The sequence below is a fragment of the Pseudomonas sp. BTN1 genome, from assembly GCF_001907715.1.
In the GTDB taxonomy this organism is placed as follows: domain Bacteria; phylum Pseudomonadota; class Gammaproteobacteria; order Pseudomonadales; family Pseudomonadaceae; genus Aquipseudomonas; species Aquipseudomonas paracarnis.
Map to the genome: position 1 here is coordinate 14,710 of NZ_MPBM01000048.1, position 25,981 is coordinate 40,690.

Genomic DNA, 25,981 nt, shown 5'->3' on the forward strand with positions numbered 1-25,981 from the left:
TTTTAGCCGGATAAACGCGCTAATAGGCAACCTTTGGTTTTCAAATGGAAACAATCCATGAGCGAAATGGATGACTTGGCGGCGTTCGCCGTGCTGATCGAAGCCGGCAGTTTCACTGTGGCGGCCGCACAATTGGGCTGCAGCAAAGGGCAGTTGTCCAAGCGCATCAGCCAGTTGGAAGCGCAGTTTGCCGTGGTTTTGCTGCACCGCACTACGCGCAAGCTGAGCCTTACTGCTGCCGGCGCGGCGTTGCTGCCCCAGGCACAAGCATTGGTGGTGCAGGTGGAACGCGCGCGCCAGGCCTTGGCGCGGCTCAAAGATGATTTGGCCGGCCCTGTACGTATGACTGTCCCGGTGTCGTTGGGTGAAACCTTTTTCGATGGCTTGTTGCTGGAATTTTCCAAGCAATACCCGCAGGTGCAGATCGAGCTGGAGCTTAACAACAGCTACCGGGACCTGGCGCGCGATGGCTTTGACTTGGGCGTTCGCTCGGGCGCCCTCGAAAATGAACGCCTGGTAGCCAGGCCTTTACTGGCCTGGCATGAGATGACCTGCGCCAGCCCGGCCTATCTGGAACAGCATGGCGAGCCGCAGACCCCGGCAGACCTGGCGGCGCACAGCTGTTTGCTCAACAGTCATTACAGTGGTCGCGAGGAATGGTTGTACCACCAGCAACACGAATTGCTGCGGGTAAAGGTGAGCGGTACCTTCGCCTCCAACCACTACAACCTGCTGAAAAAAGCCGCCTTGGTCGGCGCCGGTATTGCTCGCCTGCCGTCCTACGTTTTACCCACGGAGCTGGCTGATGGCCGATTGCGCTGGCTGCTGCGCGACTATCAGACGCGCAGCATGCCGATGTACCTGGTGCATCCCTACCAGGGCGGCCTGCCACGGCGTACCCAAGTGTTGGCCGACTACCTGGTGGACTGGTTCAAGCGCAGCGGCGAGGCACTGGATCGACTTCAGCGATAACGACGGGCAATCAGGTGGTCGATGGACAGCCAACCTGGGCCTTTGGCAAGCAACAGCAATAACAGCGCAAGCCAGGTGCCATGAGTGGGATAGGCGTCGGGGTAGACGAACAGTTGGATGGTCAGGGTCATGCCGATCAAGGCCAGGGCCGAAAAACGCGTGGCGAACCCCAGCAGGATCAATACCGGAAAAAAGTGCTCGGCAAAGGTTGCCAAGTGCGCGGCCACCTCGGGCGACAGCAGAGGCAATTGGTATTCGCTGCGAAATAAGAACAGGGTCGAGGCGGCAAGTTTGGGCTCACCCCATTGGAAGGTGCCGCTGATCAGGTCAATGGCAAAGCCTTCGACCTTGGTCTGGCCAGACTTCCAGAACACCGCCGCAATGGAGAAGCGCGCGATAAAGGCGATCAGGCTGTAGGGGATTTTTTCAAACAGTGCGACGGTTCGCTTTACCAGGCAAGGAGCGGGAATGTTCATGGCAATACCTCGGGTTGCAGATGCAAATGAGTGATGGCGTCGTGGCTGATCAACAGCGTGAGACATTGGTGCAAATCGAATTCGGTGGAGGCTTCCAGGGCATCAGCGATGGCCATTTCCAGCCCGGCGCCTTGGTTGAGGCGGTTGATAAAGGTCACAGACCCGCGGTCGATGGCGAACACCTTGACCGCTAAGCCTTGGCGCAAGACCAGCGCGCCTTGGGCATACCAAGGGTGCAAAGTGGCGATAGCCCCGTCGACCTGATGCGCCGCCCAGACCGATACCACCGCGTAGGAAGATTCCAGCGTGGCAAGTGACGGATGCAGTCGTACACGCAGTTGCCCCAGTTGCGCGCAGCCTTGCAGTTGCCGAAGTACGCTGTGCTGATCCAGAACCTGGCAATCCGCCGCGTGATAAGCGCGAACCCTCAAGCGTTCCAGCCGGGCGACATCGGCCAGGTAGGGCACGCTCGAGGCCGGTTCGAAACCCTGGATAAAGTCAGAGAACGTGCTGCCGTACTCACTTATCAACGGGCTGGTGGGCGGATGAGCCTGGGCATACAGGCCGGCCATGGCGCGGAAAAATTCATCGCCGACCAGTTGCCGGGCCACCGGGTAGGCGGCCGCCAAAGCATGGATCAACGCGCTATGGACATTGTTTCGATACACCGCAAAGCGGCTCGTCGGCTCAGCACCGTTGCTGCTGAACACGCCCTCGGGGCAGGTTGCTTGCGGGGCCAGTAAAGCCTCGGCGAATGTTTGCTGAATACTCATCTGTCCACCTGCGACAAATACCATTCGGCCTGCCGGGCCTCTGTTTGCAGCACGCTGAACGCGGGCACCTGGTTATCCCGCTCGATCAGCGTCGCCACCGCTCCGGTTCGCGCCAGTACCTGTGCGTACAGCTGCCACACGGCGTTATCGATCGGCGCGCCGTGGTCGTCGATTAGTAGGCGGTCGCCCAGGCTGTCGGTGTCTTCGGCAAAACCGGCCAGATGAATCTCACCCACCGCGTGCAATGGCAGGGCATCGATGTAGGCCAGCGGGTCACGCTGGTGATTGATGCAGGACACGTAGACGTTGTTGACGTCGAGCAGCAGGCCGCAACCGGTCCGGCGGACGATCTCGCTGATAAAGTCGGTTTCGTCCAAAGTAGAGCGCTGGAACTGCAGATAAGTAGACGGGTTTTCCAGCAGCATCGGGCGCTTGAGCGTGCTCTGTACTTGGTCCACGTGTTCGCATACCCGCTCCAGGGTGCTGGCGTCGTAGGCCAGGGGCAGCAGGTCGTTGAGAAACACCGGGCCGTGGCTGGACCAGGCCAGGTGTTCGGAAAAAGACTGGGGTTGGTAGCGTTCGATCAGCGTGGCCAGGCGTGCCAGGTGCTCGCGGTCCAGAGGACCTTCGCCGCCAATAGACAGGCCGACGCCGTGCAGTGACAGGGGGTACTGCGCACGAATCAACCCCAGGTAGTGATGAAACGGGCCGCCGGCCACCATGTAGTTTTCGGCGTGTACTTCGAAAAAACCGATGTCGGGGCGGGTCTCGAGCACCTCGGTGAAGTGCTCGGTCTTGAGCCCCAGCCCGGCCCGATAGGGAAGGCCGGGCACCTGAGCCGGTGAGACCGCGTGTTGGGCTGTAGGCGTCATCATCAGTACTCAGGCTGCGCGGGGTTCAGGATTTGGCGGTGAAGGCCGCTTCCTGGCCAAAACCGGTCGGCGAGGTGGTGCTTGGGGTCTGGGTGCACGTGCCGGCAGGGACCAGTTTCCAGGCATTGGCCTGGTCTTTGGTTTTGGAGGTGCCAGCGCAGGAAGTGCCGGCGCCCGCGGCGCAGTCATTCTTGCCGGCTTCAGCCACGCCGAAGCATTTCTGCATGTCGTCGGCCGCGTGGGCGGTGGTGGTCAGGGCGGACAGGCTCAGGGCAGAACCAAGGGCCAGAACGAGGGTGGCAGCGGACAGTTTGGTGGTCATGGTGTGTCTCCAGCAGTGGTTGAATGCGCAGGCTTGATTGCCTGCATGCACCACTAGAGAGGGCTCGACGAATTGCGTTACACAAACTTCGAAAATAAATTAAATATTAGGGTTCACACCAAACAAATGTGGGAGCGGGCTTGCTCGCGAATGCAGTGTGTCAGCCAACAGTTTCCTGGCTGATTCACCGCATTCGCGAGCAAGCCCGCTCCCACATTTTTGATCCGGTTCCTGTGGCAGCCTTCGTTTAGCCGCCGAGGTACGCCTCCCGCACCTTCGGATCCGTCAGCAATTGCTCGCCAGTGCCCTGCATCACCACCCGGCCATTCTCCAGCACATAGGCACGGTCAGCGATTTTCAGCGCCTGGTTGGCGTTCTGCTCCACCAAAAACACCGTCACACCGTCCTTGCGCAGTTGTTCGATGATGTCGAAGATCTGCTGGATGATGATCGGTGCCAGGCCCAGGGAAGGCTCGTCCAGCAACAACAGCTTGGGCTTGCTCATCAGCGCCCGGCCGATGGCGAGCATTTGCTGCTCGCCGCCGGACATGGTGCCGCCGCGCTGGCTGAAGCGTTCCTTGAGGCGGGGGAACAGGTGCAGCACCTTGTCCATCTGCTCCTGGTAATCGCCCTTGTCGGTAAAGAACCCACCCATGGCCAGGTTCTCTTCCACGGTCAGGCGCGAAAACACCCGACGGCCCTCCGGCACCACCGCAATGCTCTTGCGCATGATCTCGGCGGAGTGCTTGCCCACCAGTTCTTCACCCATGTAGCGGATGCTGCCACTGTAGGCTTGCGGCGAACCGCACAAGGTCATCAGCAAGGTCGATTTGCCAGCCCCGTTGGCGCCGATCAGGGTCACGATCTCACCCTGGCGTACTTCGACGTTGACGCTGTGCAGGGCCTGGATCTTGCCGTAGAAAGTGGAAACGTTTTCGAATTGCAGCATTTTACGCTTCCCCCAAGTAGGCTTTGATCACTTCGGGATTGTCGCGGATCTGCTCCGGCGTCCCATTGGCCAGCGGCGTGCCCTGGTTGATCACCACGATGTGGTCGGAGATGCTCATGACCAGTTTCATGTCGTGTTCGATCAACAGCACCGTGGCATTGTTTTCCTCACGCAGCACACTGATCAGCGCCTTGAGGTCTTCGGTTTCCTTGGGGTTCAGGCCCGCGGCAGGTTCGTCGAGCATCAGGATGCGCGGGCGGGTCATCATGCAACGGGCGATTTCCAGGCGACGCTGCTGGCCGTAGGCGAGGGTGCCTGCCGGGCGGTTGGCGAACTCGGTCAGGTTGACCTTGTCCAGCCAGTACGCCGCGTATTCCATGGCCTCGCGCTCGCTCTTGCGGAACGCCGGGGTCTTGAACAGACCTGCGAAGAAGTTGGTGTTCAAGTGACGGTGCTGGGCGATCAACAGGTTCTCGACCGCCGTCATGTCCTTGAACAACCGCACGTTCTGGAAGGTGCGCACCACGCCTTTGCGGGCGATTTCGTGGCCGGCCAGGCCCTGTATGGGTTGGCCGTCCAGCAGGATGCTGCCACCGCTCGGCTTGTAGAAACCGGTGAGGCAATTGAACACCGTGGTCTTGCCGGCGCCGTTGGGGCCGATCAGTGCTACCACTTGTTTCTCTTTGACGGTCAGGGCCACGCCATTGACCGCTAGCAAACCGCCGAAGCGCATGCTCAGGTTTTCGACTTTCAGGATCTCGCGGCTCATTTGCGCAGCTCCATGTGTGGACGTTGCATGGGCAGCAGGCCTTGAGGGCGCCAGATCATCATCAGCACCATCATGGCGCCGAACATCAACATGCGGTATTCGCTGAACTCACGCATCATTTCCGGCAGCAGGATCATCACGATGGCCGCCAGGATCACGCCCAGTTGCGAGCCCATGCCACCCAATACCACGATGGCGAGAATGATCGCCGACTCGATAAAGGTGAACGATTCCGGCGTCACCAGGCCTTGGCGAGCGGCAAAGAAGCTGCCGGCAAAGCCTGCGAACGCAGCGCCCAGGGTGAACGCGGATAGCTTGATGATGGTCGGGTTCAGGCCCAGGGCGCGGCAGGCGATTTCATCTTCGCGCAACGCTTCCCAGGCGCGCCCGATGGGCATGCGCAGCAGGCGGTTGATCACGAACAGAGCCGCCAATGCCAGCAACAGCGCGACCAGGTACAGGAACACCACTTTGCTCACCGGGTTGTAGGCAATCCCGAAGTACTCGTGGAAGGTCTGCATGCCTTCGGCGGCGGTGCGGTCGAACGACAGCCCGAAGAACGTCGGCTTGGGAATGCTGCTGATACCGTTGGGGCCACCGGTGATATCGGTGAGGTTACGCAAGAACAGGCGAATGATTTCCCCGAAGCCCAGGGTCACGATGGCCAGGTAGTCACCGCGCAGGCGCAGCACCGGGAAGCCCAGCAGGAAGCCGAACGTAGCCGCTGCCATACCGGCCAGTGGCAGGCAGATCCAGAAGCTCCAGCCCAGGTAGTGCGAGAGCAGCGCGTAGGTGTAGGCACCCACGGCGTAGAAGCCCACATAACCCAGGTCGAGCAGGCCGGCCAGGCCCACTACGATGTTCAGGCCCAGGCCCAGCAACACATAGATCAGGATCAGCGTGGCAATGTCGACCGCGCCGCGCGAGCCGAAGAACGGCCAGATCAGCGCCGCGATGATCAACCCGATGATGATGTAGCGCTGGGTGCGCGGCAGGGTCAGAAATTGGCTGACCTTGGGCGACACCAACGGGCCACGGTTGCCCTTGAACAAGGCACCGACCTGCTGCGTGAACAGTACACGCAGGAACATCAGCACCGAACACAGGGCGATGACGGTCAGGGTCACAGGCCCGGTGCCGTGCACCTCCAGGTTGATGCCGACAATGCTCAGCTTGAGGCCGAGTACCGGGAAGGCCACGGCCCATACCAGCAAGGCGCTGAAAAACGCCGATTTAAGATATCTGCTCATACTTTCTCAACCTCCGGACGGCCCAGAATGCCGGTCGGACGGAACAACAACACCAGAACCAAAAGGCCGAACGCGACGACGTCCTTGTACTGGTCACCGAAGATATCGGCGCCAAAGGCTTCGGCCACACCCAGCACCAGCCCGCCGAGCATGGCGCCCGGAATGCTGCCGATGCCGCCCAATACCGCTGCGGTAAAGGCCTTGAGGCCCACCAGGAAGCCGGCGTTGGGGTTGATCACGCCGTATTGCATGCTCAGCAACACGGCCGCCACGGCCGCCAGCGCAGCACCAATGACGAAGGTCAGGGCGATGATGTTGTTGGTGTTGATGCCCAGCAGGTTGGCCATCTTGATGTCTTCGGCGCAGGCCCGGCAGGCGCGGCCCAGACGGGAGCGAGAGATGAACAGCGTCAGGCCCAGCATGGCCACCAGGGTGACCACGAAAACCAGAATCTGCATGTACGAAATCAGCACTTCTTGTGCGCCACCCGGGCCGAAGGAGATGCTACCCGGAATCAGGTTGGGAATGGACTTGTCCTTGGAGTCCTGGGACAGCAATACGGTGTTCTGCAGGAAAATCGACATGCCGATGGCAGAAATCAGCGGGATCAAACGGTTGCTGCCACGCAAGGGACGGTAGGCAACCCGCTCGATGCTGTAGCCATAGGCACTGGTCACGATGATCGACGCCAGGAACGCAGCGGTCATCAACAGCGGCAGGGAGTGGATCCCCATCATGGCCAGCCCGGCAAGGGCGATAAAGGCCACGTAGGAACCAATCATGTACACCTCGCCATGGGCGAAGTTGATCATTCCAATGATGCCGTAAACCATTGTGTAGCCAATGGCTATCAAGGCATAGGTGCTGCCAATGGTCAGGCCATTAACCAGCTGTTGGAAAAAATGATAGATCTCAGGCATTACAGCGCTCCTAAAAACCCGATACGCATTTCACTGGTGGAGTCATTTCCGGCTCGGTGCCCTGTTCTGTGACCAGGTTGCACAAAGCGTTTGCCAGCGAACCGCTGGTGACGGTTTTAAGATTTTCAGGTGAGCCAGCGCCCGGATCGCGGGTGACATGGCCCATAAACCTCGTAAAACAAAGCCCACTGCTTGCACAGTGGGCTTGTTGACCAGTAACGCCTGGCTTACTGAGGGGAAACTTCGGTTTTTGGTTTACCGAAGTGCCATTCGTAGACCACGAACTTGAAGTCCTTCAGGTCGCCCTTGGCGTCGAAGCTCAGGTCGCCCGTAGGGGTCTTGAAGGTACCGGCATGGATGGCCTCGGCCACTTTGGCGGTGTCTTCGCTCTTGGCGGCCTTGATACCGCCGGCAATGACCTCAACCGCCGAGTAGGCCGGGAACACGAACGGACCGGTTGGGTCCTGCTTGTTCTTGGCGAACTCTTCAACGATGGCTTTGTTGGCCGGGTCGGTGTCGAAGGACTTCGGCAGGGTCACCAGCAGGCCTTCGGATGCACCTTGGGCGATTTGCGAGATGGAGTCGTTGCCGACGCCTTCCGGGCCCATGAACTTGGCGTTCAGGCCTTTTTCCTTGGCTTGGCGCAGGATCAGGCCCAGCTCAGGGTGGTAGCCGCCGTAGTAGACGAAGTCGACGTTGGCTTGCTTGAGTTTCTGGATGATCGAGGAGAAGTCTTTGTCACCGGCGTTCAGGCCTTCGAAGACGGCAACCTTGGTGCCTTTTTCTTCAAGGGTCTTCTTCACGGCGCTGGCGATACCTTCACCGTATTGCTGCTTGTCGTGAAGGACGGCGACGATTTTCGGTTTCACGTGGTCGGCGATGTAGTTGCCGGCTGCCGGGCCTTGTGCGCTGTCCAGACCAATGGTGCGGAAGATCAGCTTGTAGCCACGGGAAGTGATTTCAGGGCTGGTGGCGGCCGGGGTAATCATGATGACGCCTTCGTCTTCATAAATATCCGACGCTGGCTGAGTGGAGCTGGAGCAGAGGTGGCCGACGACGAACTTGACGCCATCATTGACCACTTTGTTGGCAACGGCCACGGCTTGCTTTGGATCGCAAGCGTCGTCGTATTCCTTGGCCTCAAGCATCTTGCCGTCTACGCCGCCCTTGGCGTTGATGTCTGCGATGGCTTGCTTGGCACCCATGAATTGCATGTCGCCGTATTGCGTCACCGGACCGGTCTTGGGGCCGGCGATGCCGATCTTGATGGTGTCGGCTGCGAACGAATGGCCGGCAACCCCAGCCAGGACCATAGCGGCAAACAGTTTGGAAATCTGCTTAGTAGCCTTATTCATAGTGCTCCACTCTTACTGTTGTATTTTTTATAGTTCTAGCGGCCTTGTGAGCTGCAGAACCGGATCAGATATCGCGGATATCCCCCCGGCATTGCCCTGGCAACTGTACCGGTACAGTGTAGAGCGCCGGTTGATCGCTTGAAAAGCTGGCAGCTGGGGGCAAAACCTGGGTGTGTCGCTTAAGTGAAAGAAAAAGACAGAATTGCGCCGGGTTGCTGATAGCTTTCAAGGCATTCCGTGGCTTTCCTGGCAGTTTCAATCGCTACTTCATTTGCTACTGGGTTTTTCTGCCTGAGCGACGGGGCTATGATTGCGCCGATTTTTTACTCAGGTGAATTCCCATGACGCAAGAACCAAGCACCCTCTATGCCAAGCTGCTCGGTGAAACCGCCGAAATTTCCTGGAAGGAGCTTGAACCGTTCTTTGCCAAGGGTGCCCTATTGTGGGTCGATGCCGGCCTGGATTTGATCGAGGCCGCCGAAGGAATGGCCGAAGACAACCGTGACAAAGTCGCCGCCTGGCTGGCTGCAGGCACCCTTGGCGAGGTGTCTGCGACGCGGGCATTGGACCTGGTGGAACGGGATCCAAGCTTATGGGCGGTAGTGGTCTCGCCGTGGATCCTGATCCAGGAAAGGGCGCGGTAATAATGGCGCGCACGAAAAAGGTGCGTATTTTTCACGCAGTGAAGTGTGTAGCCGAGTAACCGCTCAACGCGTGATGGCACCTTGCCGTAGAGAAAGGTCACAGCCGAGGGTGACGTAAGCGTCACGGGAACAGTTGAGGGCAGAAGGAATGAGTGGCGCAATTGTTTCCGGGTATGACGCGGCGTGAAGAGAAGCAACGATCACACCACCACTCCCCGTGCCCGGGTCTCAGCGAATCGGCCTGACAATAGAAGGCGAGCCGATACGCCCTGGCGCCGGGTCTTTTGGCTGCGCAGCGTCGTTGCCTTCCACGCTTGGCAGATATAACGGATTGCGCATGGCAATGCCCTGCATCACGCCGATGATGTCATCGAAAGGCACCGCCGGGCTGAGCAGGTAGCCCTGGATGTAGTCGCAGCCATGCTTGAGCAGCAGCTCGAACTGCGCCTGGGTTTCCACGCCCTCGGTGACCACCTGCAAGTGCAGGGTGTGGGCCATGCCAATAATCGCCTGGACAATTTCACTGTCTGCGGTGGACTTGGGGATGTCCTGGATAAACGAGCGGTCGATCTTCAAAGTGTTGAGCGGCAAGCGCTTGAGGTAAGCCAGCGACGAATAGCCGGTGCCGAAGTCATCGATGGCCAGCGACACACCCAGGGCGCGGATCTGCCGCAACAGCGCCAAGGTACTGCTGATGTTGCCCATCAACGCGTTTTCAGTGACTTCCAGTTCCAGGCGGTTGGTGCCTATGCCGGCGAAGCGCAGGGCGTCTTCGATTTCATCGGCCAGTTCGTCACGCGCCAGGTTCAGCGCCGAGCAATTCACGGCCATGATCAGCTCGGTGTAGCCCCGGTCAGACAACAGGCTCAGGTCGTGACAGGCCTGACGCAATACCCAGTGGTCCAGCTCGGCGATCAGTCCGTTGTTCTCGGCGATGCCGATAAAGCGGTCCGGGGCCAGTAGCCCGTGTTGGGGGTGCTGCCAGCGCACCAGGGCTTCCAGGCGTGTGACCTTGCCCAGTTTCATGTCAAAGATCGGTTGATAAAACAGCACCAGCTGGCTGCGCGTACGCAAGGCGGCGCGCAGTTCTTCTTCCAGTTGCAGCTCAAGAAAGGCACGGGTTTTAAGGTTGGAACTGAAGAAGTTCAAACAATTGCGCCCCGCATCCTTGGATTGGTACAGCGCTAGGTCGGCGGTTTTCAGCAGCTCTTCGCAGGTGTGGCCGTCCTCGGGGAACAGGCTGATACCGATACTGGTGGTCATCACCATGCGTCGGCCGGCCAGTTCGATGGGCTCTTTCATCTTCTGCATGATGCGCTGGGCCATGTGCCGGGCTTCGTCGCGGTGATGAATATTGACCAGGATGCAGAACTCATCGCCGCCAAAGCGTGCCACTACATCTTCATGGCTGCGTATCGAGCCCTTGATATGCCCGGCGAGCACTGTGAGCAACTGGTCGCCCGCGTCATGGCCCAGGCTGTCGTTGATACGCTTGAAATGGTCGATATCAAGGAAGATCACCGCCAGCATGCCTTGGCTGCGGGTTTTTTCCGCGACTTTTTCCGCAAAGATCTGATTGAAACCACGGCGGTTAAGCAGGCTGGTCAGTGCGTCGAAGTGGGCCACTTGTTGCAGCGAAGCGCGGGCCTGGTCGAGTTCGCTGAGCAGCGCGTTGACCCGACGCAGGTCACGCTCCTTGTGTTGCAACTTCTTGTCGGCCAGGGCTGCGCTGATGCTGCTGCCGATTACCAGCAAGGTGATCATGGCGACCGACAGGCCCAGTTGAATCGGGTTGTTATCCGCCGGTAACGAAAGATCCGCGCCACTGGGCACCAGCATTTGCATAGCCGCCATGCCGGTGAAGTGCATGCTCAGAATCCCGGCGCCCAGCACCAGGCTGGCGGCGTATTTGAGCAGTTGGTGAAACACGCCGGCACCGTTGCGCAGGTAACTGGACAGCAACAATGCGGCCAGGCTGGCGCCCATGGCAATCGCCACCGAGGCCAAAAACAGCCGTGTTTCGAAGTACACCTGGGCCTGGGAGCGCATGGCTGACATGCCCACGTAGTGCATCAACGCGATACCCAGCCCCATCCACACCGAAGCCACCAGGTACTGATGAAAGCGCAGGTGGGTATGACTGAGGGTCTGCATGGCAAGCAACGAGGCGATCAGGGCGATCAGCAGCGAGGCGAACGTCATGATCAGTTCGTAGTGAATGGCGATGGGGGCCTGGAAGGCCAGCATGCTGATGAAGTGGGTCGACCAGATGCCGCCTGCCAGGCAACCGGCACCCAGCCAGCGCCAATGGCGGCGGGCGGTGGGGTCTTCGACATGGCCCACACGTTCGGCCATGTCCAGGGTACCGAAACCCGCCGCGCAGGCGACCAGGTACGCCAGCAGCACCAGAAACGGGTTATGACTGCAGTTGAGCAATAAATGCCCGCTGTCTGGAAGGTCGGTAAAAAAATGCTGCCCCAGCCATTCCATAGCTTATCCCGTCACAGAGCCATGTCACTGCCAGCGGCGATGACCTATGAGGTCGAGTATAGAAGTCTCTCGAGATTTGCCATGAGTAATGGCGTTTTGATCTCAAATTATTTTGATATGCCGTCCATAGCGTTTGGTGCTAAGCGCTGATGGGCAGGTCGAGTTCGAAGTGCGGGGCCTCCAACGGGGCCAGGCCGAATGCGGCACGGGCGGCGTCGCAATCGACATTTTGCACGCCCTGGCTCCAGGACGCCTCGAACTCGCGACACACGCTGGAGCGCTGCTCATAAATTGAGCAGCTGGTGGCCTGTCCGACTTCACCTTCAAGGCTGCAGCACCGTGCCGGTTTGCGGTCGGTGCCGATCATCGCCACGCGGCTGGGGTTGATCTGCACCACCAGGTCATCGGGCACCGTGCCCCCGGACGAGGCGCACTCACCCCAAAAGAAGGACACGCGAAAGTGTGAACAGCAGGCACCGCAATTCAGACACGGACTGGCTTCGGACATGGGCGTCATCAATAAGAAAGTAGGGTGGGGGTGTTACAGGAAGGCTCGCCATTCTATCCGTGCCATGGCCGTTGGGAAGGGGGGTACGCACTTATATTTTCGTGGGACAAATCCCCGTGTTGCCGGCTGAAATCATGCCCTATCAGCTTTACGAATCATTACAGACAACCCCGCCTTACCTGACTATGTTGCAGGTACCGGGCAGGATGCATCGGGCATCACAGCTCTCATAACAATAAAAGAGACGGACCCATGCAGAACTCGACCCAAGCGGCGAATGCCTGGCGCATTCTGTTCCTGCTGTTCCTGGCCAACCTGTTCAACTTCTTCGATCGCACCATCCCCGCGATTATCATCGAGCCGATCCGCATGGAATGGCACTTGAGCGACTTTCAGCTCGGTATCATCGGCACCGCCTTTACCATCGTCTACGCCATTGCCGGGCTACCGCTCGGGCGCCTGGCCGACACCGGCTCACGCAGCAAGTTGATGGGCTGGGGCTTGTTCGCCTGGAGCGGGCTGACGGCGGTTAACGGCATGGTCGGCAGTTTCTGGACCTTCCTGCTGGTGCGCATGGGCATTGGCATCGGCGAAGCCAGCTATGCACCCGCGGCCAATTCGCTGATTGGCGACCTCTTTCCCGCCCACCGCCGTGCCCGAGCCATGGGGATTTTCATGCTTGGCCTGCCGTTGGGCCTGTTGCTGGCGTTCTTTACCATCGGTGCGATGGTCAAGGCGTTCGACAGCTGGCGCGCGCCCTTCTTTATCGCAGCGGTGCCGGGGCTGATCCTGGCGGTGTTTATGTTCTACATAAAAGAACCCAAGCGCGGCGCGGCGGAAACCGTGCAGGTCTCCCAGGCGCGCGTCGACCGCCCGATCCGCCGCGTGCTGGCCGTGCCGACCTTCCTGTGGCTGGTGCTGGCCGGGCTGTGCTTTAACTTTGCCACCTATGCGTGCAACTCATTCCTGGTGCCGATGCTGCAACGCTATTTCCTCATGCCGTTGCAGGACGCGGCCGTCGCGACGGGCGTCATTGTCGGCCTGACCGGCTTGGTGGGCCTGACGCTGGGCGGCTGGATTGCCGACAAGATTCATCAGCGGGTCGCCAATGGTCGATTGTTGTTTGCCGCCTTCAGCTTGATCATCTCCACGGGCACCACCGCCTGGGCATTGCATGCCGGGCGCGTCGAAATCGGGGTGTTTGTCGCGCTGTTCAGTGTGGGCTGGTTGTTTGCCTACAACTTCTATACCTGCGTGTATACCGCGATCCAGGACGTGGTCGAACCGCGTTTGCGCGCGACGGCGATGGCGCTGTTCTTTGCTGGGCTGTATTTGCTCGGCGGTGGCATGGGGCCGGTGGTGGTTGGGGCGCTGTCCGATCACTTTGCCCATTCGGCGATGTATGCGGCCGGGGCGCAGCAGATGACCGAGGCTTATAAAGCGGTGGGCTTGCATGACGCCATGTACCTGATTCCGGTAGCGCTGTTCTTGACCATGCTTTTTCTGTTCCAGGCCTCGCGCAGTTTTGTGCGTGATGCCAAGCGGATGAAGGAAGGGTTGAGTGCGGTTGAGGTGCCGGCAACTGCGGTAACGGCGTGAGACCGAGTGATCGTTCCCATGCTCTGCGTGGGAACGCCGCTCTGGACGCTCTGCGTCCGCTTTAAAGTCGTGACGCAGAGCGTCACATGATGCATTCCCACACAGAGCGTGGGAACGATCTCTAAAAAGGCCCGCACTAAGCGGGCCTTTTACGTTCAGCGGTTTATCAACCTGCCACCAGCACCCGAATCGCTTCCAGTCGCAGTGCCGCTTTATCGAGCATGGCCAGGCCTTGCTCGCGCTGGTTGCGCAAGGCGACCAGCTCGCTGTCACGCACGGTCGGGTTGACCGCTTGCAACGCGGTCAGGCGCGCCAGCTCTTCGTCAGTGTCTGCCGCGAGGCGACGCTTGGCTTCGGCGACACGCTCGGCGTGACGCGGGGCGATCTTCTCTTCACCGGCGTTGATGCGCGGGGTGAGTTGGTCGCGCTGCGCCTGCACGAATTTGTTCGCGCTGGCCCGTGGCACGCTTTCCAGCTGGTCATTCAAGGTCACGAACGACACGCGGCCCGACAAATCGTTGCCGTTGGCATCCAGCAGGCAGCGCAAGGCGGCCGGTGGCAGGTAGCGGCCCAGTTGCAGGGAGCGCGGGGCGACCACTTCGCTGACATACAGCAGTTCAAGCAATACGGTGCCTGGCTTGAGCGCCTTGTTCTTGATCAGCGCCACGGCGGTGTTGCCCATGGAACCGGACAGCACCAGGTCCATGCCGCCCTGCACCATCGGGTGTTCCCAGGTGATGAACTGCATGTCTTCGCGCGACAGCGCCTGGTTACGGTCGTAGGTAATGGTCACACCTTCGTCGTCGCCCAGGGGGAAGCTGGCGTCGAGCATTTTTTCGCTGGGCTTGAGGATCAGCGCGTTTTCCGAATGGTCTTCGCTGTCGATGCCGAACGCGTCGAACAGGGTTTCCATGTAGATCGGCAGGGCGAACTGGTCGTCTTGTTCGAGGATGTCCTCGACCAGGGCATCGCCTTCGCCGGCGCCGCCGGAATTGAGTTCGAGCAAACGGTCACGACCGGTGTGCAGCTCCTGCTCCAGGCGCTCGCGCTCGGCACGGGCTTCGTCGATCAGGGCTTGCCACTCGCCGTCATCGGCGGCTTCCAGCAAGGGCAGCAGGCGCGGGCCGAACTGATGCTGCAAGGCGTTGCCGGTCGGGCAGGTGTTGAGGAAGGCATTGAGCGCTTCGTGGTACCACTGGAACAGGCGTTCTTGCGGGCTGGTTTCCAGGTAAGGCACGTGCAGTTCGATCACGTGTTTCTGGCCGATCCGGTCCAGGCGCCCGATGCGCTGTTCCAGCAGGTCGGGGTGAGACGGCAGGTCGAACAGCACCAGGTGATGGGAAAACTGGAAGTTGCGGCCTTCACTGCCGATTTCCGAGCAGATCAGCACCTGGGCGCCGAACTCTTCATCGGCAAAGTAAGCGGCGGCGCGGTCACGCTCGAGGATGTTCATGCCTTCGTGGAACACCGTGGCCGGGATGCCGGAGCGCACGCGCAGGGCGTCTTCCAGGTCCATGGCGGTTTCGGCGTGGGCGCAGATCACCAAAACCTTGGTGCGCTTGAGCATTTTCAGCTGGTCGATCAGCCACTCGACCCGCGGGTCGAAGCGCCACCAGCGGTTCTCTTCCTCGACATCCGGTTGCGCCTGGAAGCTGACTTCCGGGTACAGCTCGGCGTGTTCGCCCAGGGGCAGTTCGAGGTATTCGTCCGGGTTCGGCAGCGGGTAGGCGTGCAGCTTGCGCTCAGGGAAGCCCTGCACCGCGGCACGGGTGTTGCGAAACAGCACGCGGCCGGTACCGTGGCGGTCGAGCAGTTCACGCACCAGGCGGGCACTGGCTTCGCTGTCGCCATCGTTGACGGCGGTGAGCAGGGCTTCACCTTCGTCACCAAGGAAGCCTTGGATGGTCTTGTGCGCGGCCGGTGACAGGCGGCCCTTGTCCAGCAGCTCCTGCACGGCTTCGGCCACCGGGCGATAGTTTTCGCTCTCGGCGCGGAAGGCTTGCAGATCGTGGAAGCGGTTCGGGTCCAGCAGGCGCAGGCGCGCAAAATGGCTGTCCTGGCCCAGTTGTTCCGGGGTGGCGGTCAGCAGCAGCACGCCTGGAATTACTTCGGCCAGTTGTTCGACCAGCGAGTATTCGGCGCTGGCCTTGTCTTCGTGCCATACCAGGTGGTGGGCTTCGTCGACCACCAGCAAGTCCCAGCCAGCGGCGAACAGCGCGTCCTGGGCCTTCTCGTCGTCCACCAGCCATTCCAGCGCAACGAGTGCAAGCTGGGTGTCTTCGAACGGGTTGGTGGCATCGCTTTCGATAAAGCGCTCTTCATCGAACAGCGCAACCTGCAGGTTGAAGCGGCGGCGCATTTCCACCAGCCATTGGTGCTGCAGGTTTTCCGGAACCAGGATCAGTACGCGGCTGGCACGGCCCGAAAGCAGTTGGCGATGGATCACCAGGCCCGCTTCGATGGTCTTGCCCAGGCCCACTTCGTCCGCCAGCAACACCCGTGGCGCGATACGGTCCGCGACTTCGCGGGCGATGTGCAGTTGGTGGGCAATCGGTTGGGCGCGTACGCCACCCAGGCCCCACAGCGAGGACTGCAACTGGCGGCTGGTGTGTTCCAGGGTGTGGTAGCGCAGCGAGAACCACGCCAGCGGGTCAATCTGCCCGGCGAACAGACGGTCACTGGCCAGGCGGAACTGGATAAAGTTGGACAGTTGGGTTTCCGGCAGGGTGACCTGCTCGTTCTGCCCATTGAGGCCGTGGTAGACCAGCAGGCCATCGACGTCGTCGACTTCCTGTACGGTCATTTTCCAGCCTTCGAAATGGGTGATGGTGTCACCCGGCGAAAACCTCACGCGAGTGAGGGGCGCATTCCGTAGCGCATACTGGCGAGTGTCGCCAGTGGCCGGATAGAGCACGGTCAACAAGCGGCCGTCCTGTGCCAGAACGGTGCCTAACCCCAGCTCTGCTTCGCTGTCACTAATCCAGCGTTGCCCCGGTTGATACTGCTGCGCCATGCTGCCTGACTCCCGCCGTGAAAAAGCCGACTATGTTAACGGAACACGGCCCGGCGCCCAAGAACTCTGACAAAAACTACGCTGTTTGTACGGGCCGGCGGAAATTGAATCGACGGATGGCGGGCACTTGAGAGTGTCGACTGAGTCACAGCTTGGCACGCGGGTGCTCAAGTCGCCCTGCCACCCGCCGACAGCCTGTTGATCAGGAGAATAATTATCATGCTGCCACCCATGCTGCCCGTCAGTGTTGTGCCGGTCACGTCGCAACTCGACCCGGCACGCCAGAAGCCGGATATTCCGCCGGTGGTGCCCGTTCAACCGGGCTCCAACGAGAGCACGATCGACCTGAAAAAAGGCGATGCCGAGCAATCGACCTTTCTGCTGCGCGAAGAGCAGCGTCGCCAGCAGGAGCAGCAGAAACGCCGGCGCGAAGCCGACGACGACGCGGAGCAGCATTTGCCGATTCCCGGCGACTTGCTCAACGCTGACAACACCGTGCCCGTGGCGCCGCTGATCGAAGACGCGCCGCGCCAGGGCCTGTGGGTGGATATCGAGGTCTAACCGTTCAGTTCGCGCAGGGCCTTCACCAGCAGCTCAATATCGTCATCGGTGTTGAGCGGGCTGACGGAGATGCGCGCAACGCTGCTCAACCCACGTGCTTGCATGTCCAGCGGGGTGTAGGCCACGCCATTGGCGCCGATGTTGATGCGCTTTAACCCCAGGCGTTGTTTGAGTTCAAAACTATCCCAGCCGGCCAGGTTGAACGCGATCAAGCCTGAATGCGTGCTGCCCAAGTCGTGCAAGCTGATCCCCGGTATCTGACGCAGTGCTTCGCGGATTCGCGCGCTGGTCTGCAAGACTCTTTGCCATACCCGCTCAATCCCCAGTTGATTGATCTCGTGCAACGCATTGCCCAGGCCGGCCAGCAGGGCGAAAGAGACTTCGCTGGTTTCAAAGCGCCGGGCGTCGTTGCGCAGGTCGAAGCCTTCGGCGGTCCAGGGCGCTGAAAACACGTCGCGTTGGGCCGGGTTCAGATGCGGCAGAAAATCCGGCCTGATATACAGCAGCGCGGTACCGCGAGGCCCGCGCAGGTGTTTGCGGCCGGCAGACTTGAGCACATCGCACTGCAACGCTTGCACATCCACCGGCAGTTGGCCGACGGCTTGGCCCGCGTCGATGAAGTAGGGGATGGCATGCCGCCTGGCCACATCGCCGATGGCCTGGGCCGGGTTGATCAAGCCACCGTTGGCCGGCAGCCAGGTGAGGTCGATCAGCTTCACCTTGGCATCCAGCATCGCCTCCAACGCCACCGGGCAGGCCGCGCCGCTGGCATCGCACGGGATGACCTCCACCCGCGCCCCGGCTTGAATGGCCAGTTCCATGCTCGCCAGGTTACCGCCCCATTCGTGGCGCCCCACCAGAATTCGATCACCCGGCTGCCAGGGCCCCAGCGCCTGGAAGGCCAGGCTCCAGGCCGTCGAGCCACTGCTGGCGAAGGCAATCGCTGAGGCGGGCGCATTGAGCAACTGCCCAGCGGCGCGGCGGGCCTTCTCCACTAAGATGGCACCCTGTTCTCCGGCCTCCATCGGGCCGTCGCGGGCTTCGCGTTGCAGCTGTTCGATGATGGCGTCGAGCGTCGCCTGGCTGGGCAAGGAGGCTCCAGCATGATTGAAGTGCACGAGGCCGGACTGGCAACCGGGCGTGGCTTCTCGCAAGTGCTGGATTTGCAGCGGGCTCATGGCTGCAGCTCGAAAGTGGCGTCCACTTCCACGGCGACACCAGCCGGCAGGCTGCAAACCCCTACGGCGGTGCGCACGTGCCGGCCCTTGTCGCCGAGGGCGTTGACCAGCAGGTTCGAAGCGCCATTGGCGACCAGGCTTTGGCGCTGGAAGTCGGCGCTGCTGGCAATGAACACGCCCAGGCGCAGGATGCGCACCACCCGCGACAGGTCATCGTCCAGCGCATCGCTTAATTGCCCCAGCAGGCCCAGCGCTGCCAATTCCGCTGCTTGGGCGCCATCTTCATCGCTGAGAGAATCGCCCAGCCGGCCAATGTAGGCGGGTTTGCCATCGATCATGGGAATTTGTCCCGAGATGAACAGCTGGTGTTGGCTGATCACATGATTGATGTAGTTGGCTGCGGGTTGGCTGTGCGTAGGCAGTGTCAGGCCGAGGGCGTGTACGCGCTGGCGGATGGAGTCAGTCATGGTGAAATCCTCTGGTGTCAGAAGGTTCCAGCATGTTGGTGGTGGCGAGGGGCGACAAACGGATAGATCTCAACCGACGTATCTAAAAAACTCACGCGTCGGCGCACGCTTGCTTCAACCACTGACTGAAGCATTCAGCCGCCTCACTGAGCGGACCCTGAGGGGCGATCAGCCAATAGCCGATGTCGCTGTGATAGGGCGGCCTGTCAAAGGCCTCCACCAGGCTGCCGTCGTGGAGCCTGCGTTCAATCAGGCGATGGCGGCCCATGGCGATACCCTGGCCGGCCACGCTCGCTTCGACCACGATGTTGTAGTCATGCAACATCACGCGGGGGTGATGATCGAGGTTGATCTGGTAATGGGCGGACCAATCGGTCCACTCGAAAGGGCGGTGCGAGGTCGCCATCAACAACGGGCCTGTGGCGACCTGCCTGGCCTTGAACGCCGGGCTGCATACCGGTGACAGGGTTTCGGTCATCAGGCGTGTGGCGAGCACGTCGGGCCAGTCGCCCTTGCCGTAGCGGATGGCCAAGTCAACTTCGGCCGTGGCGACGTTGGCCAATTGAATCGCGGGCAGCAATTCCACCTGGATATGCGGGTGGCGCTGTAGAAACTCGGCCAGGCGCGGCGCCAGCCACAGCGTGGCAAAGGACGCCAGCAAGCCGATACGCAACACACTGGCGCACGGCGCTTCCCGCTGGCTGCGTGTTGCAGCGGCGATGGCGTCCAGGGCAGGGCGTATTTGCGTGTAGTAATCTTGCCCGGCCAGCGTCAGGTCAATCGCACGGGTTCGCCGGATAAACAGCGGCTTGCCCAAGTGGTGTTCGAGCTTATGTACCTGGTGGCTCAGCGCACTTTGGGTCACCGACAACTCGTCAGCCGCCTTGATAAAACTCAAGTGCCGTGCCACGGCCTCGAAGGCGCGCAAGGCCAGCAGCGGTGGAAGGTCGTTGTGCAAGGCCACCTGGATGCACCTCCTGGGCAGGGTAGAAAGTGCCGATTTTGGTCGATGGCCTGCATTTTGTCGCCCGCTTAATTGCCGTCGGGCGGGGCAGGCCGCATTATTGAGGCATTCTCGCCACGACGTAAGCCAAGCCATGAGTGATGACGACAAGCTGATCGACCTGAACGCCGAACGTGCCAAGCGCGTTCACGACCTTAATGACAAGCGCCTGAATGAAGTGCGCCAAGCCTTTGAGCAAGCCATGCCCTTGGGCAAGCCCAAGAAGAAGTCGAAGAACAAGCCGAAAAAACGTTGAAACGTCCTGCCTCTATTGATGCAGGTCAGTTATTCCCTTTCTTTACGCCCCGTTGTGGGCGACATTGATCCTGGTCAATTTCCCACTGTGCCTTCTCTATTAACTTAGCCCTATCGCAACAGGGCAAGTGCAGGAGGCCGGTCATGTTTTTCGATAATGTGGTTTTTGCCGGAGTGCTGACTGTTAGCCTCATGGTGCTGTTTTTTGTAGGGTTTGGATTTTTTATCTGGAAAGACGCGAACAAGCGTAAAAAACCTTAAGTCTTTCCGGGTTACATGAGCACGCAAGGCATTTTGGGCGACTTCGGTCGCCCTTTTTTTTGGCAAAACGCACCGCAGTTTTTGATCGTTCCCACGCTCCGCGTGGGAACGCATCCCGTGACGCTCCGCGTCACCCGTGCGCCAGTGGGACGCGGAGCGTCCGTGGCGGCATTCCCACGCAGAGCGTGGGAACGATCATAAAAAAAGGTGCGACCCTCGCGGATCGCACCTTTTTTATTGCCGGCTGGCTATCAGTTGCCCAAAGCCTTGGACGCCAGCCAGAACAACCCGGCCGAGAGGCCTACGGTCGCTGGCAAGGTCAATACCCAGGCCATCAGGATGGTCTTGACGGTGCCACCTTGCAGGCCGCTTTTGTTCGCAACCATGGTGCCTGCCACGCCAGAAGACAGGACGTGGGTGGTGGACACTGGCAGGGCGAAGATGTTGGCGAAGCCGATCATGGTGGCCGTGGTGATTTGCGCCGACATGCCCTGGGCATAGGTCATGCCTTGCTTGCCGATCTTTTCACCGATGGTCAGCACCACGCGCTTCCAGCCCACCATGGTGCCCAGGCCCAGGGCCAGTGCGACCGCGAGGATCACCCAGAACGGGGCGTACTCGGTGGTGGCGGTCAGGTCTTTGCGCAGCTTGTCGAGGTCGGACTTCTCACGGGAGTCCAGGCCTGGCAGCTTGCCGACCTTTTTCGCGGTGTCATCCAGGCAAAGCAGGTAGCGACGTACCTCGATGCGGTGGTCGGCCGTCAGCGAGTGGTAGTCCGAGACGCCCTTGAGGGTGCCCAGCAGCGCGTTGATCGTCGGTTCGGTCTGCTGCGGGTTGCAGCGGAACTTGCCCGGCAGGTCATCCTTCACGCTTTTGCCCAGGGCCAGGAATTCACCGAGGGTCTCGTGGTTGCGCTGGTAGAACTGGTTCAGGTGCAGGGTGGCGTCGCGGGTACGTTCGATCTGGTAAGTGGTGCTGCCCAGGTCCAATACGAACTGCGCCGGCACGATACCGATGAGCACCAGCATGATCAGGCCGATGCCCTTCTGGCCATCGTTGGAGCCGTGCACGAAGCTCACCGCCATGGCCGAAATCACCAGGACGAGGCGGTTCCAGAATGGCGGGTGCTTTTTGTCGTCAAGCTTGCGGCGCTGGTCCGGGGTCTTGTGCATCTTCGACAGCGGACGCCACCACTTCAGACCGATCAGTACCAGAGCGGCGACCAGAAAGCCCGCCATCGGCGAGAATACCAGGGACGCGCCGATATCCACGGCCTTCTGCCAGTTCACACCGTCAGCCAGGGGGATGTCGTTGATCAACGCGTTGGCCAGGCCGACACCAAGGATCGAGCCGATCAGGGTGTGGGAGCTGGAGGCGGGGATACCGAAGTACCAGGTGCCCAGGTTCCAGGTGATCGCTGCTGCCAACAATGAGAAGACCATTGCCAAGCCATGGCCGGTGTTCACATTGATCAGCAACTCCACCGGCAGCAAGTGCACGATGGCGTAGGCGACACCGACACCACCGAGCAATACGCCGAGGAAATTGAACACCCCGGAGAAGAACACGGCCAGGTGTGGCGGCATGGCTTTGGTATAGATGACTGTGGCCACCGCGTTAGCGGTGTCATGAAAGCCATTGATGAACTCGAAGGCGAGGACAAAGGCCAGGGCGAGCAACAGGCTCACTAGAACCCAAGCATCCAGTCCGCTGAATAAATCGATCATGAAGGTTTTCTGACCCGGTCGTAAGGGGGCGCGATTATGCCAGAAAACATCAGTAATCGATGCATTAGCTGCTCATCGGTAACAATCTTCCTGGAAAAAAACGCGGCAGGACGCACGCATCCCAGGGTTTTCGGGGCTTTGGCAAGTCTTTGATTTATAAAGCGCAGGCCGCAGAAGGCGGGCTTTAGTCATGAAAATGCCATGCCTGAAACATTTGTATGAAATTTCGTAGGTGGCTGTAGGTTACTGACCAGTGGACGCTAAAGCGGGTGCCCTCTGCCAGTACTTCACCGGCAGAGACAGCACGACCCTTAAGGCTCGAACCGAAGCGCTTATGGCTCCTCGGTCTTGAGCTCCTGCTCGATCTTTTGGATTTCCTGGGCAAATGCCTGGTCTAGCAGGCTGGCGCGTTTACGCCATGGCTTGCGTTCCGGCTCGGGTTGCGCGGCGTAGGTGGTGACTTCCCCGCCGTAGACATCCTTGTAACGTTGCTCCTGGCGCTCAAGTTCCGCGCGCAGTTCATCTTTCGTCACAGTATTACCTAATTGAGTTGAGTTTATTGATTGCGCAGCGTCATGCCTGAAAGTCGTGCTCGGGCGATTCCAAATAGAACAATAAAACGTTCAAATGGGTAAATAGGCCTGAGGGCAGTTCTTTTAAGCGAATACTTGTGTCCGGCCCTGCATACAACCCGCAACGCCCGGTGAGCTCCACTCCCGATACATACCGGGCCGACCTCTGCACAGGTTGCATTATAGCGGCGCATTTGAATAACACTATCATCATGAAGTTAAAAAGCGTCAACGATGTGTCAGAGGTTTGTTACATGCTGGCGTCGGTATTTGTGAACACCGTCATCATCCTGGCAGTGTAAATGCCCCTGCTTTATAGATGCATCAGGCAAATCTGAAACCAGGGCCGCGAGGTGTGCGCCAGCGCCGGCCAAATTGCGATAATCGCATGGTCGTTCGATAATCGCCCAATGTTGCCGGCGCTGACTTGTGCAGGGCAACCGGCACGGCTTGTAATAGCCGCCAACCCTCCCGTGGTGATAACAAGAGAAGGCCCCTTGAAATGAACGATCAATTGCGCAACTCCTTTGCATCAGTGGCGCCGCCGATCGTGGCTTCACCGGCCAAGCGCATCCAGGCATTCACCGGTGATCCGGATTTCATGACGTCCCTGGCCCGTGGCCTGGCCGTGGTGCAGGCATTCCAGGAGCGTAAGCGTCACCTGACCATCGCCCAGATCAGCCATCGCACGGAAATTCCCCGCGCCGCCGTGCGCCGCTGCCTGCATACCTTGATCAAGCTCGGCTACGCCACCACGGATGGGCGCACCTACTCGCTGTTGCCCAAGGTACTGACCCTCGGTCATGCCTATCTGTCGTCCACACCGCTGGCTGTTTCGGCCCAGCCTTACCTGGACCGCATGAGCGAGCAACTGCATGAAGCCTGCAACATGGCCACCCTGGAAGGCGATGACATTCTTTATATCGCCCGTTCCGCCACCACCCAGCGTCTGATCTCGGTTGACCTGTCGGTGGGTGGGCGCTTGCCTGCATATTGCACGTCCATGGGCCGCATTCTGCTGGCCGCCCTCGACGACGCTTCGCTGCAGGATTATCTCGACCATGCCGACCTGCAAACCAAGACCAGCCGCACCCTGACCACGCCGCAAGCGTTATTGGAATGCCTGCAACAGGTGCGTCAGCAGGGCTGGTGCATTGTCGACCAGGAACTGGAGCAGGGCCTGCGTTCCATCGCGGTGCCGGTGTATGACGCGTCCGGCCAGGTGTTGGCCGCGCTTAATATCAGCACCCATGCCGGGCGGGTCAGCCGCAGCGAGTTGGAGCAGCGCTTTTTGCCGAGCATGCTCAGCGCCAGCCGTGAGCTGAGTGCGCAGCTGTTTGCCTAAGCTGTTCGGTGACCGCACAGATCCCGGCTGGCTCGATTGACGGTGTTTCCCTTGGCTTATTAATGTGCGGCAGCGCTCTGAGGAGCTGCCCAATAAGAATGATGACCCCAGGTCGTCAGCCCGCCATCGGTGTGGAATAAAAATAATGAATCAGCCTTCTGTCGGTACCACCCTGGACGTACAGTCCTTTATCAACACCCAGCCACTCTCGCGGTATCAGTGGCGCGTGGTGATCCTGTGTTTCCTGATTGTCTTTCTCGACGGCCTCGACACCGCCGCGATGGGCTTTATCGCGCCCGCGCTGTCCCAGGACTGGGGCATCGACCGCGCCAGCCTCGGCCCGGTGATGAGCGCCGCGTTGATCGGCATGGTGTTTGGCGCACTCGGTTCCGGCCCCCTGGCCGACCGCTTTGGCCGCAAAGTCGTGCTGGTCGGCGCGGTGTTGGTGTTTGGTGCGTTCAGCCTGGCGTCGGCCTACAGCACCACTGTCGACCAGTTGCTGGTGCTGCGCTTTCTCACCGGCCTGGGCCTGGGCGCCGGCATGCCGAATGCCACCACCTTGTTGTCTGAATACACCCCCGAGCGGCATAAATCCTTGTTGGTGACCAGCATGTTCTGTGGCTTCAACCTCGGCATGGCCGGTGGTGGGTTTATTTCGGCCAAGCTGATCCCGGCCTTCGGCTGGCACAGCCTGTTGCTGATCGGCGGCATCCTGCCGTTGATCCTGGCTGGGGTGCTGCTGGTATGGCTACCGGAATCGGCGCGTTACCTGGTGGTGCGCAATCGCGGCGCCGACAAGGTGCGCAAGACCCTGGCCCCTATCGAGCCAAACATCGTTGCCCAGGCCTCTCACTTCAGCGTACCGGAGCAAAAAACCGTCAAGGCCCGCAATGTGTTCGCGGTGATCTTCTCGGGCACCTACAGCGCTGGCACCTTGCTGTTGTGGCTCACGTACTTCATGGGCCTGGTGATCGTTTACCTGCTGACCAGTTGGCTCCCCACCTTGATGCGCGACAGTGGCGCGAGCATGGAGCAAGCCGCGTTCATCGGCGCGCTGTTCCAGTTTGGTGGGGTATTGAGCGCGGTGGGCGTGGGCTGGGCGATGGACCGGTTCAACCCGCACAAAGTGATCGGCACGTTCTATCTGCTGGCCGGGGTGTTTGCCTACGCGGTGGGGCAGAGCCTGGGCAACATCACGTTGTTGGCCACCCTGGTGCTGGTCGCCGGGATGTGCGTCAACGGTGCGCAATCGGCGATGCCGTCGCTGGCGGCGCGTTTCTACCCCACCCAAGGCCGTGCCACCGGTGTGTCGTGGATGCTCGGCATCGGCCGCTTCGGCGCGATCCTGGGAGCGTGGATGGGCGCAACCTTGCTGGGCCTGGGCTGGAACTTCGAGCAGGTGCTCACCGCATTGGTGATACCGGCGGCCTTGGCCACGGCAGCGGTAATGATTAAGGGCATGGTCAGCCATGCCGATGCGACCTGAAACCGATCACTACCCCTGTGGGAGCTGGCTTGCCTGCGATAGCGGTGCTGAATCCAGCTCCCACATTGACCCTGTTCCTTGCGATGGTTAGTTAAGCAACAATCGGTTCGATAATCGAACGCTCAGTCGATTATCGGATTGTTTGGCCTATTTCCCCGGCTTAATCTTCTAGCACTTCGGCGCCACCTCAGCGCCTTTTTCGATCAACACCGGG

25 protein-coding genes are annotated in these 25,981 nt (G+C 60.2%); 8 read left to right on the forward strand and 17 right to left on the reverse strand.

All coding sequences use genetic code 11. The features are described from left to right. Window positions 1-57 precede the first annotated feature (57 nt). On the forward strand, window positions 58-972 hold the full coding sequence (locus tag BMH52_RS23050) for a LysR family transcriptional regulator (protein ID WP_019817839.1): 915 nt from the start codon (window positions 58-60) through the stop codon (window positions 970-972). On the opposite strand, the gene BMH52_RS23055 is transcribed toward BMH52_RS23050, so the two are convergent. From BMH52_RS23055 to BMH52_RS23095, 9 genes are all read right to left on the reverse strand, one after another. Then, window positions 963-1,448 carry a DoxX family protein gene (locus tag BMH52_RS23055; RefSeq protein ID WP_014717274.1) on the reverse strand — a complete coding sequence of 162 codons (486 nt, stop codon included), beginning with the start codon at window positions 1,446-1,448 and terminating at the stop codon, window positions 963-965. The genes BMH52_RS23050 and BMH52_RS23055 overlap by 10 nt on opposite strands. Next, window positions 1,445-2,221 (reverse strand): DNA-binding domain-containing protein, encoded by a 777-nt coding sequence (locus tag BMH52_RS23060; protein ID WP_020300984.1) that lies wholly within the window; start codon window positions 2,219-2,221, stop codon window positions 1,445-1,447. Before BMH52_RS23060 ends, BMH52_RS23055 begins: the two co-directional genes overlap by 4 nt. Then, a complete protein-coding gene (locus BMH52_RS23065; RefSeq protein ID WP_014717276.1) occupies window positions 2,218-3,096 on the reverse strand; it encodes a DUF692 domain-containing protein in 879 nt (292 codons plus the stop codon). The genes BMH52_RS23060 and BMH52_RS23065 overlap by 4 nt, the downstream gene beginning before the upstream one ends. Window positions 3,097-3,118: 22 nt before the next feature. Continuing rightward, window positions 3,119-3,415, reverse strand: coding sequence for a DUF2282 domain-containing protein (locus BMH52_RS23070; protein ID WP_014717277.1), 297 nt, complete (start codon window positions 3,413-3,415; stop codon window positions 3,119-3,121). Between the two features lie 247 nt (window positions 3,416-3,662). Then, complete coding sequence (locus tag BMH52_RS23075) at window positions 3,663-4,364, reverse strand: ABC transporter ATP-binding protein (RefSeq protein ID WP_003193540.1); 702 nt, start codon at window positions 4,362-4,364, stop codon at window positions 3,663-3,665. A 1-nt stretch (window position 4,365) separates the two neighbouring features. After that, on the reverse strand, window positions 4,366-5,133 hold the full coding sequence (gene livG, locus BMH52_RS23080; protein WP_003193538.1) for a high-affinity branched-chain amino acid ABC transporter ATP-binding protein LivG: 768 nt from the start codon (window positions 5,131-5,133) through the stop codon (window positions 4,366-4,368). After that, the gene (locus BMH52_RS23085) at window positions 5,130-6,383 is read right to left on the reverse strand and encodes a high-affinity branched-chain amino acid ABC transporter permease LivM (RefSeq protein ID WP_034125955.1); all 1,254 of its coding nucleotides are present in this window, start codon (window positions 6,381-6,383) and stop codon (window positions 5,130-5,132) included. Before BMH52_RS23085 ends, livG begins: the two co-directional genes overlap by 4 nt. Beyond that, window positions 6,380-7,303: a high-affinity branched-chain amino acid ABC transporter permease LivH gene (gene livH, locus BMH52_RS23090; protein WP_003193535.1), complete on the reverse strand. Its 924-nt coding sequence runs from the start codon at window positions 7,301-7,303 to the stop codon at window positions 6,380-6,382. The genes BMH52_RS23085 and livH overlap by 4 nt, the downstream gene beginning before the upstream one ends. A 227-nt stretch (window positions 7,304-7,530) precedes the next feature. Next, window positions 7,531-8,658, reverse strand: coding sequence for a branched-chain amino acid ABC transporter substrate-binding protein (locus BMH52_RS23095; RefSeq protein ID WP_038449342.1), 1,128 nt, complete (start codon window positions 8,656-8,658; stop codon window positions 7,531-7,533). Between the two features lie 341 nt (window positions 8,659-8,999). On the opposite strand from BMH52_RS23095, the gene BMH52_RS23100 reads away from it, so the two are divergent. Continuing rightward, window positions 9,000-9,302 carry a DUF2288 domain-containing protein gene (locus BMH52_RS23100; RefSeq protein WP_014717281.1) on the forward strand — a complete coding sequence of 101 codons (303 nt, stop codon included), beginning with the start codon at window positions 9,000-9,002 and terminating at the stop codon, window positions 9,300-9,302. Window positions 9,303-9,530: 228 nt separating this feature from the next. Here the strand turns inward: BMH52_RS23100 and BMH52_RS23105 are convergent, their stop codons facing one another. Together BMH52_RS23105 and BMH52_RS23110 are read right to left on the reverse strand one after the other, a co-directional pair. Further along, entirely contained in the window at window positions 9,531-11,792 is a 2,262-nt protein-coding gene (locus BMH52_RS23105) for a bifunctional diguanylate cyclase/phosphodiesterase (RefSeq protein WP_014717282.1), read from the reverse strand. Window positions 11,793-11,931: 139 nt separating this feature from the next. Beyond that, window positions 11,932-12,300, reverse strand: a complete 369-nt coding sequence (locus BMH52_RS23110) for a YkgJ family cysteine cluster protein (protein WP_014717283.1) — start codon at window positions 12,298-12,300, stop codon at window positions 11,932-11,934. A gap of 252 nt (window positions 12,301-12,552) precedes the next feature. Here BMH52_RS23110 and BMH52_RS23120 point away from each other — a divergent pair, with 252 nt between their 5' ends. Continuing rightward, window positions 12,553-13,899: an MFS transporter gene (locus BMH52_RS23120; protein ID WP_038449346.1), complete on the forward strand. Its 1,347-nt coding sequence runs from the start codon at window positions 12,553-12,555 to the stop codon at window positions 13,897-13,899. A 166-nt stretch (window positions 13,900-14,065) separates the two neighbouring features. Here BMH52_RS23120 and rapA read toward each other — a convergent pair whose 3' ends face one another. Continuing rightward, window positions 14,066-16,912, reverse strand: coding sequence for an RNA polymerase-associated protein RapA (rapA, locus tag BMH52_RS23125; protein ID WP_058410206.1), 2,847 nt, complete (start codon window positions 16,910-16,912; stop codon window positions 14,066-14,068). Window positions 16,913-17,131: 219 nt separating this feature from the next. On the opposite strand from rapA, the gene BMH52_RS23130 reads away from it, so the two are divergent. Beyond that, window positions 17,132-17,473: a hypothetical protein gene (locus tag BMH52_RS23130; protein ID WP_014717286.1), complete on the forward strand. Its 342-nt coding sequence runs from the start codon at window positions 17,132-17,134 to the stop codon at window positions 17,471-17,473. Here the strand turns inward: BMH52_RS23130 and BMH52_RS23135 are convergent. The 3 genes from BMH52_RS23135 to BMH52_RS23145 form a co-directional block, all read right to left on the reverse strand. Then, window positions 17,470-18,651 (reverse strand): aminotransferase class V-fold PLP-dependent enzyme, encoded by a 1,182-nt coding sequence (locus BMH52_RS23135; RefSeq protein WP_073845162.1) that lies wholly within the window; start codon window positions 18,649-18,651, stop codon window positions 17,470-17,472. The two genes, BMH52_RS23130 and BMH52_RS23135, sit on opposite strands and share 4 nt — an antisense overlap. Then, window positions 18,648-19,118 (reverse strand): RidA family protein, encoded by a 471-nt coding sequence (locus BMH52_RS23140; RefSeq protein ID WP_073845164.1) that lies wholly within the window; start codon window positions 19,116-19,118, stop codon window positions 18,648-18,650. Before BMH52_RS23140 ends, BMH52_RS23135 begins: the two co-directional genes overlap by 4 nt. A 91-nt stretch (window positions 19,119-19,209) precedes the next feature. Beyond that, on the reverse strand, window positions 19,210-20,082 hold the full coding sequence (locus BMH52_RS23145) for a LysR substrate-binding domain-containing protein (protein ID WP_073845166.1): 873 nt from the start codon (window positions 20,080-20,082) through the stop codon (window positions 19,210-19,212). A 133-nt stretch (window positions 20,083-20,215) separates the two neighbouring features. Between BMH52_RS23145 and BMH52_RS29340 the strand changes: the two genes are divergently transcribed. Together BMH52_RS29340 and ccoM are read left to right on the forward strand one after the other, a co-directional pair. After that, window positions 20,216-20,377, forward strand: a complete 162-nt coding sequence (locus BMH52_RS29340) for a hypothetical protein (RefSeq protein ID WP_005785860.1) — start codon at window positions 20,216-20,218, stop codon at window positions 20,375-20,377. A gap of 143 nt (window positions 20,378-20,520) precedes the next feature. Next, entirely contained in the window at window positions 20,521-20,637 is a 117-nt protein-coding gene (gene ccoM / locus BMH52_RS29845) for a cytochrome c oxidase subunit CcoM (RefSeq protein WP_019817835.1), read from the forward strand. A 251-nt stretch (window positions 20,638-20,888) separates the two neighbouring features. Here the strand turns inward: ccoM and BMH52_RS23150 are convergent, their stop codons facing one another. Both BMH52_RS23150 and BMH52_RS23155 read right to left on the reverse strand, forming a co-directional pair. Beyond that, window positions 20,889-22,364 carry an inorganic phosphate transporter gene (locus tag BMH52_RS23150; RefSeq protein WP_003189291.1) on the reverse strand — a complete coding sequence of 492 codons (1,476 nt, stop codon included), beginning with the start codon at window positions 22,362-22,364 and terminating at the stop codon, window positions 20,889-20,891. 332 nt (window positions 22,365-22,696) lie between these two features. Then, entirely contained in the window at window positions 22,697-22,897 is a 201-nt protein-coding gene (locus BMH52_RS23155; protein ID WP_003189295.1) for a hypothetical protein, read from the reverse strand. Window positions 22,898-23,438: 541 nt separating this feature from the next. Between BMH52_RS23155 and pcaR the strand changes: the two genes are divergently transcribed. Next, window positions 23,439-24,281 (forward strand): pca regulon transcriptional regulator PcaR, encoded by an 843-nt coding sequence (pcaR, locus tag BMH52_RS23160; protein WP_020300991.1) that lies wholly within the window; start codon window positions 23,439-23,441, stop codon window positions 24,279-24,281. Window positions 24,282-24,426: 145 nt separating this feature from the next. Next, entirely contained in the window at window positions 24,427-25,767 is a 1,341-nt protein-coding gene (locus BMH52_RS23165; RefSeq protein ID WP_019817834.1) for an MFS transporter, read from the forward strand. Window positions 25,768-25,981 lie beyond the last annotated feature (214 nt).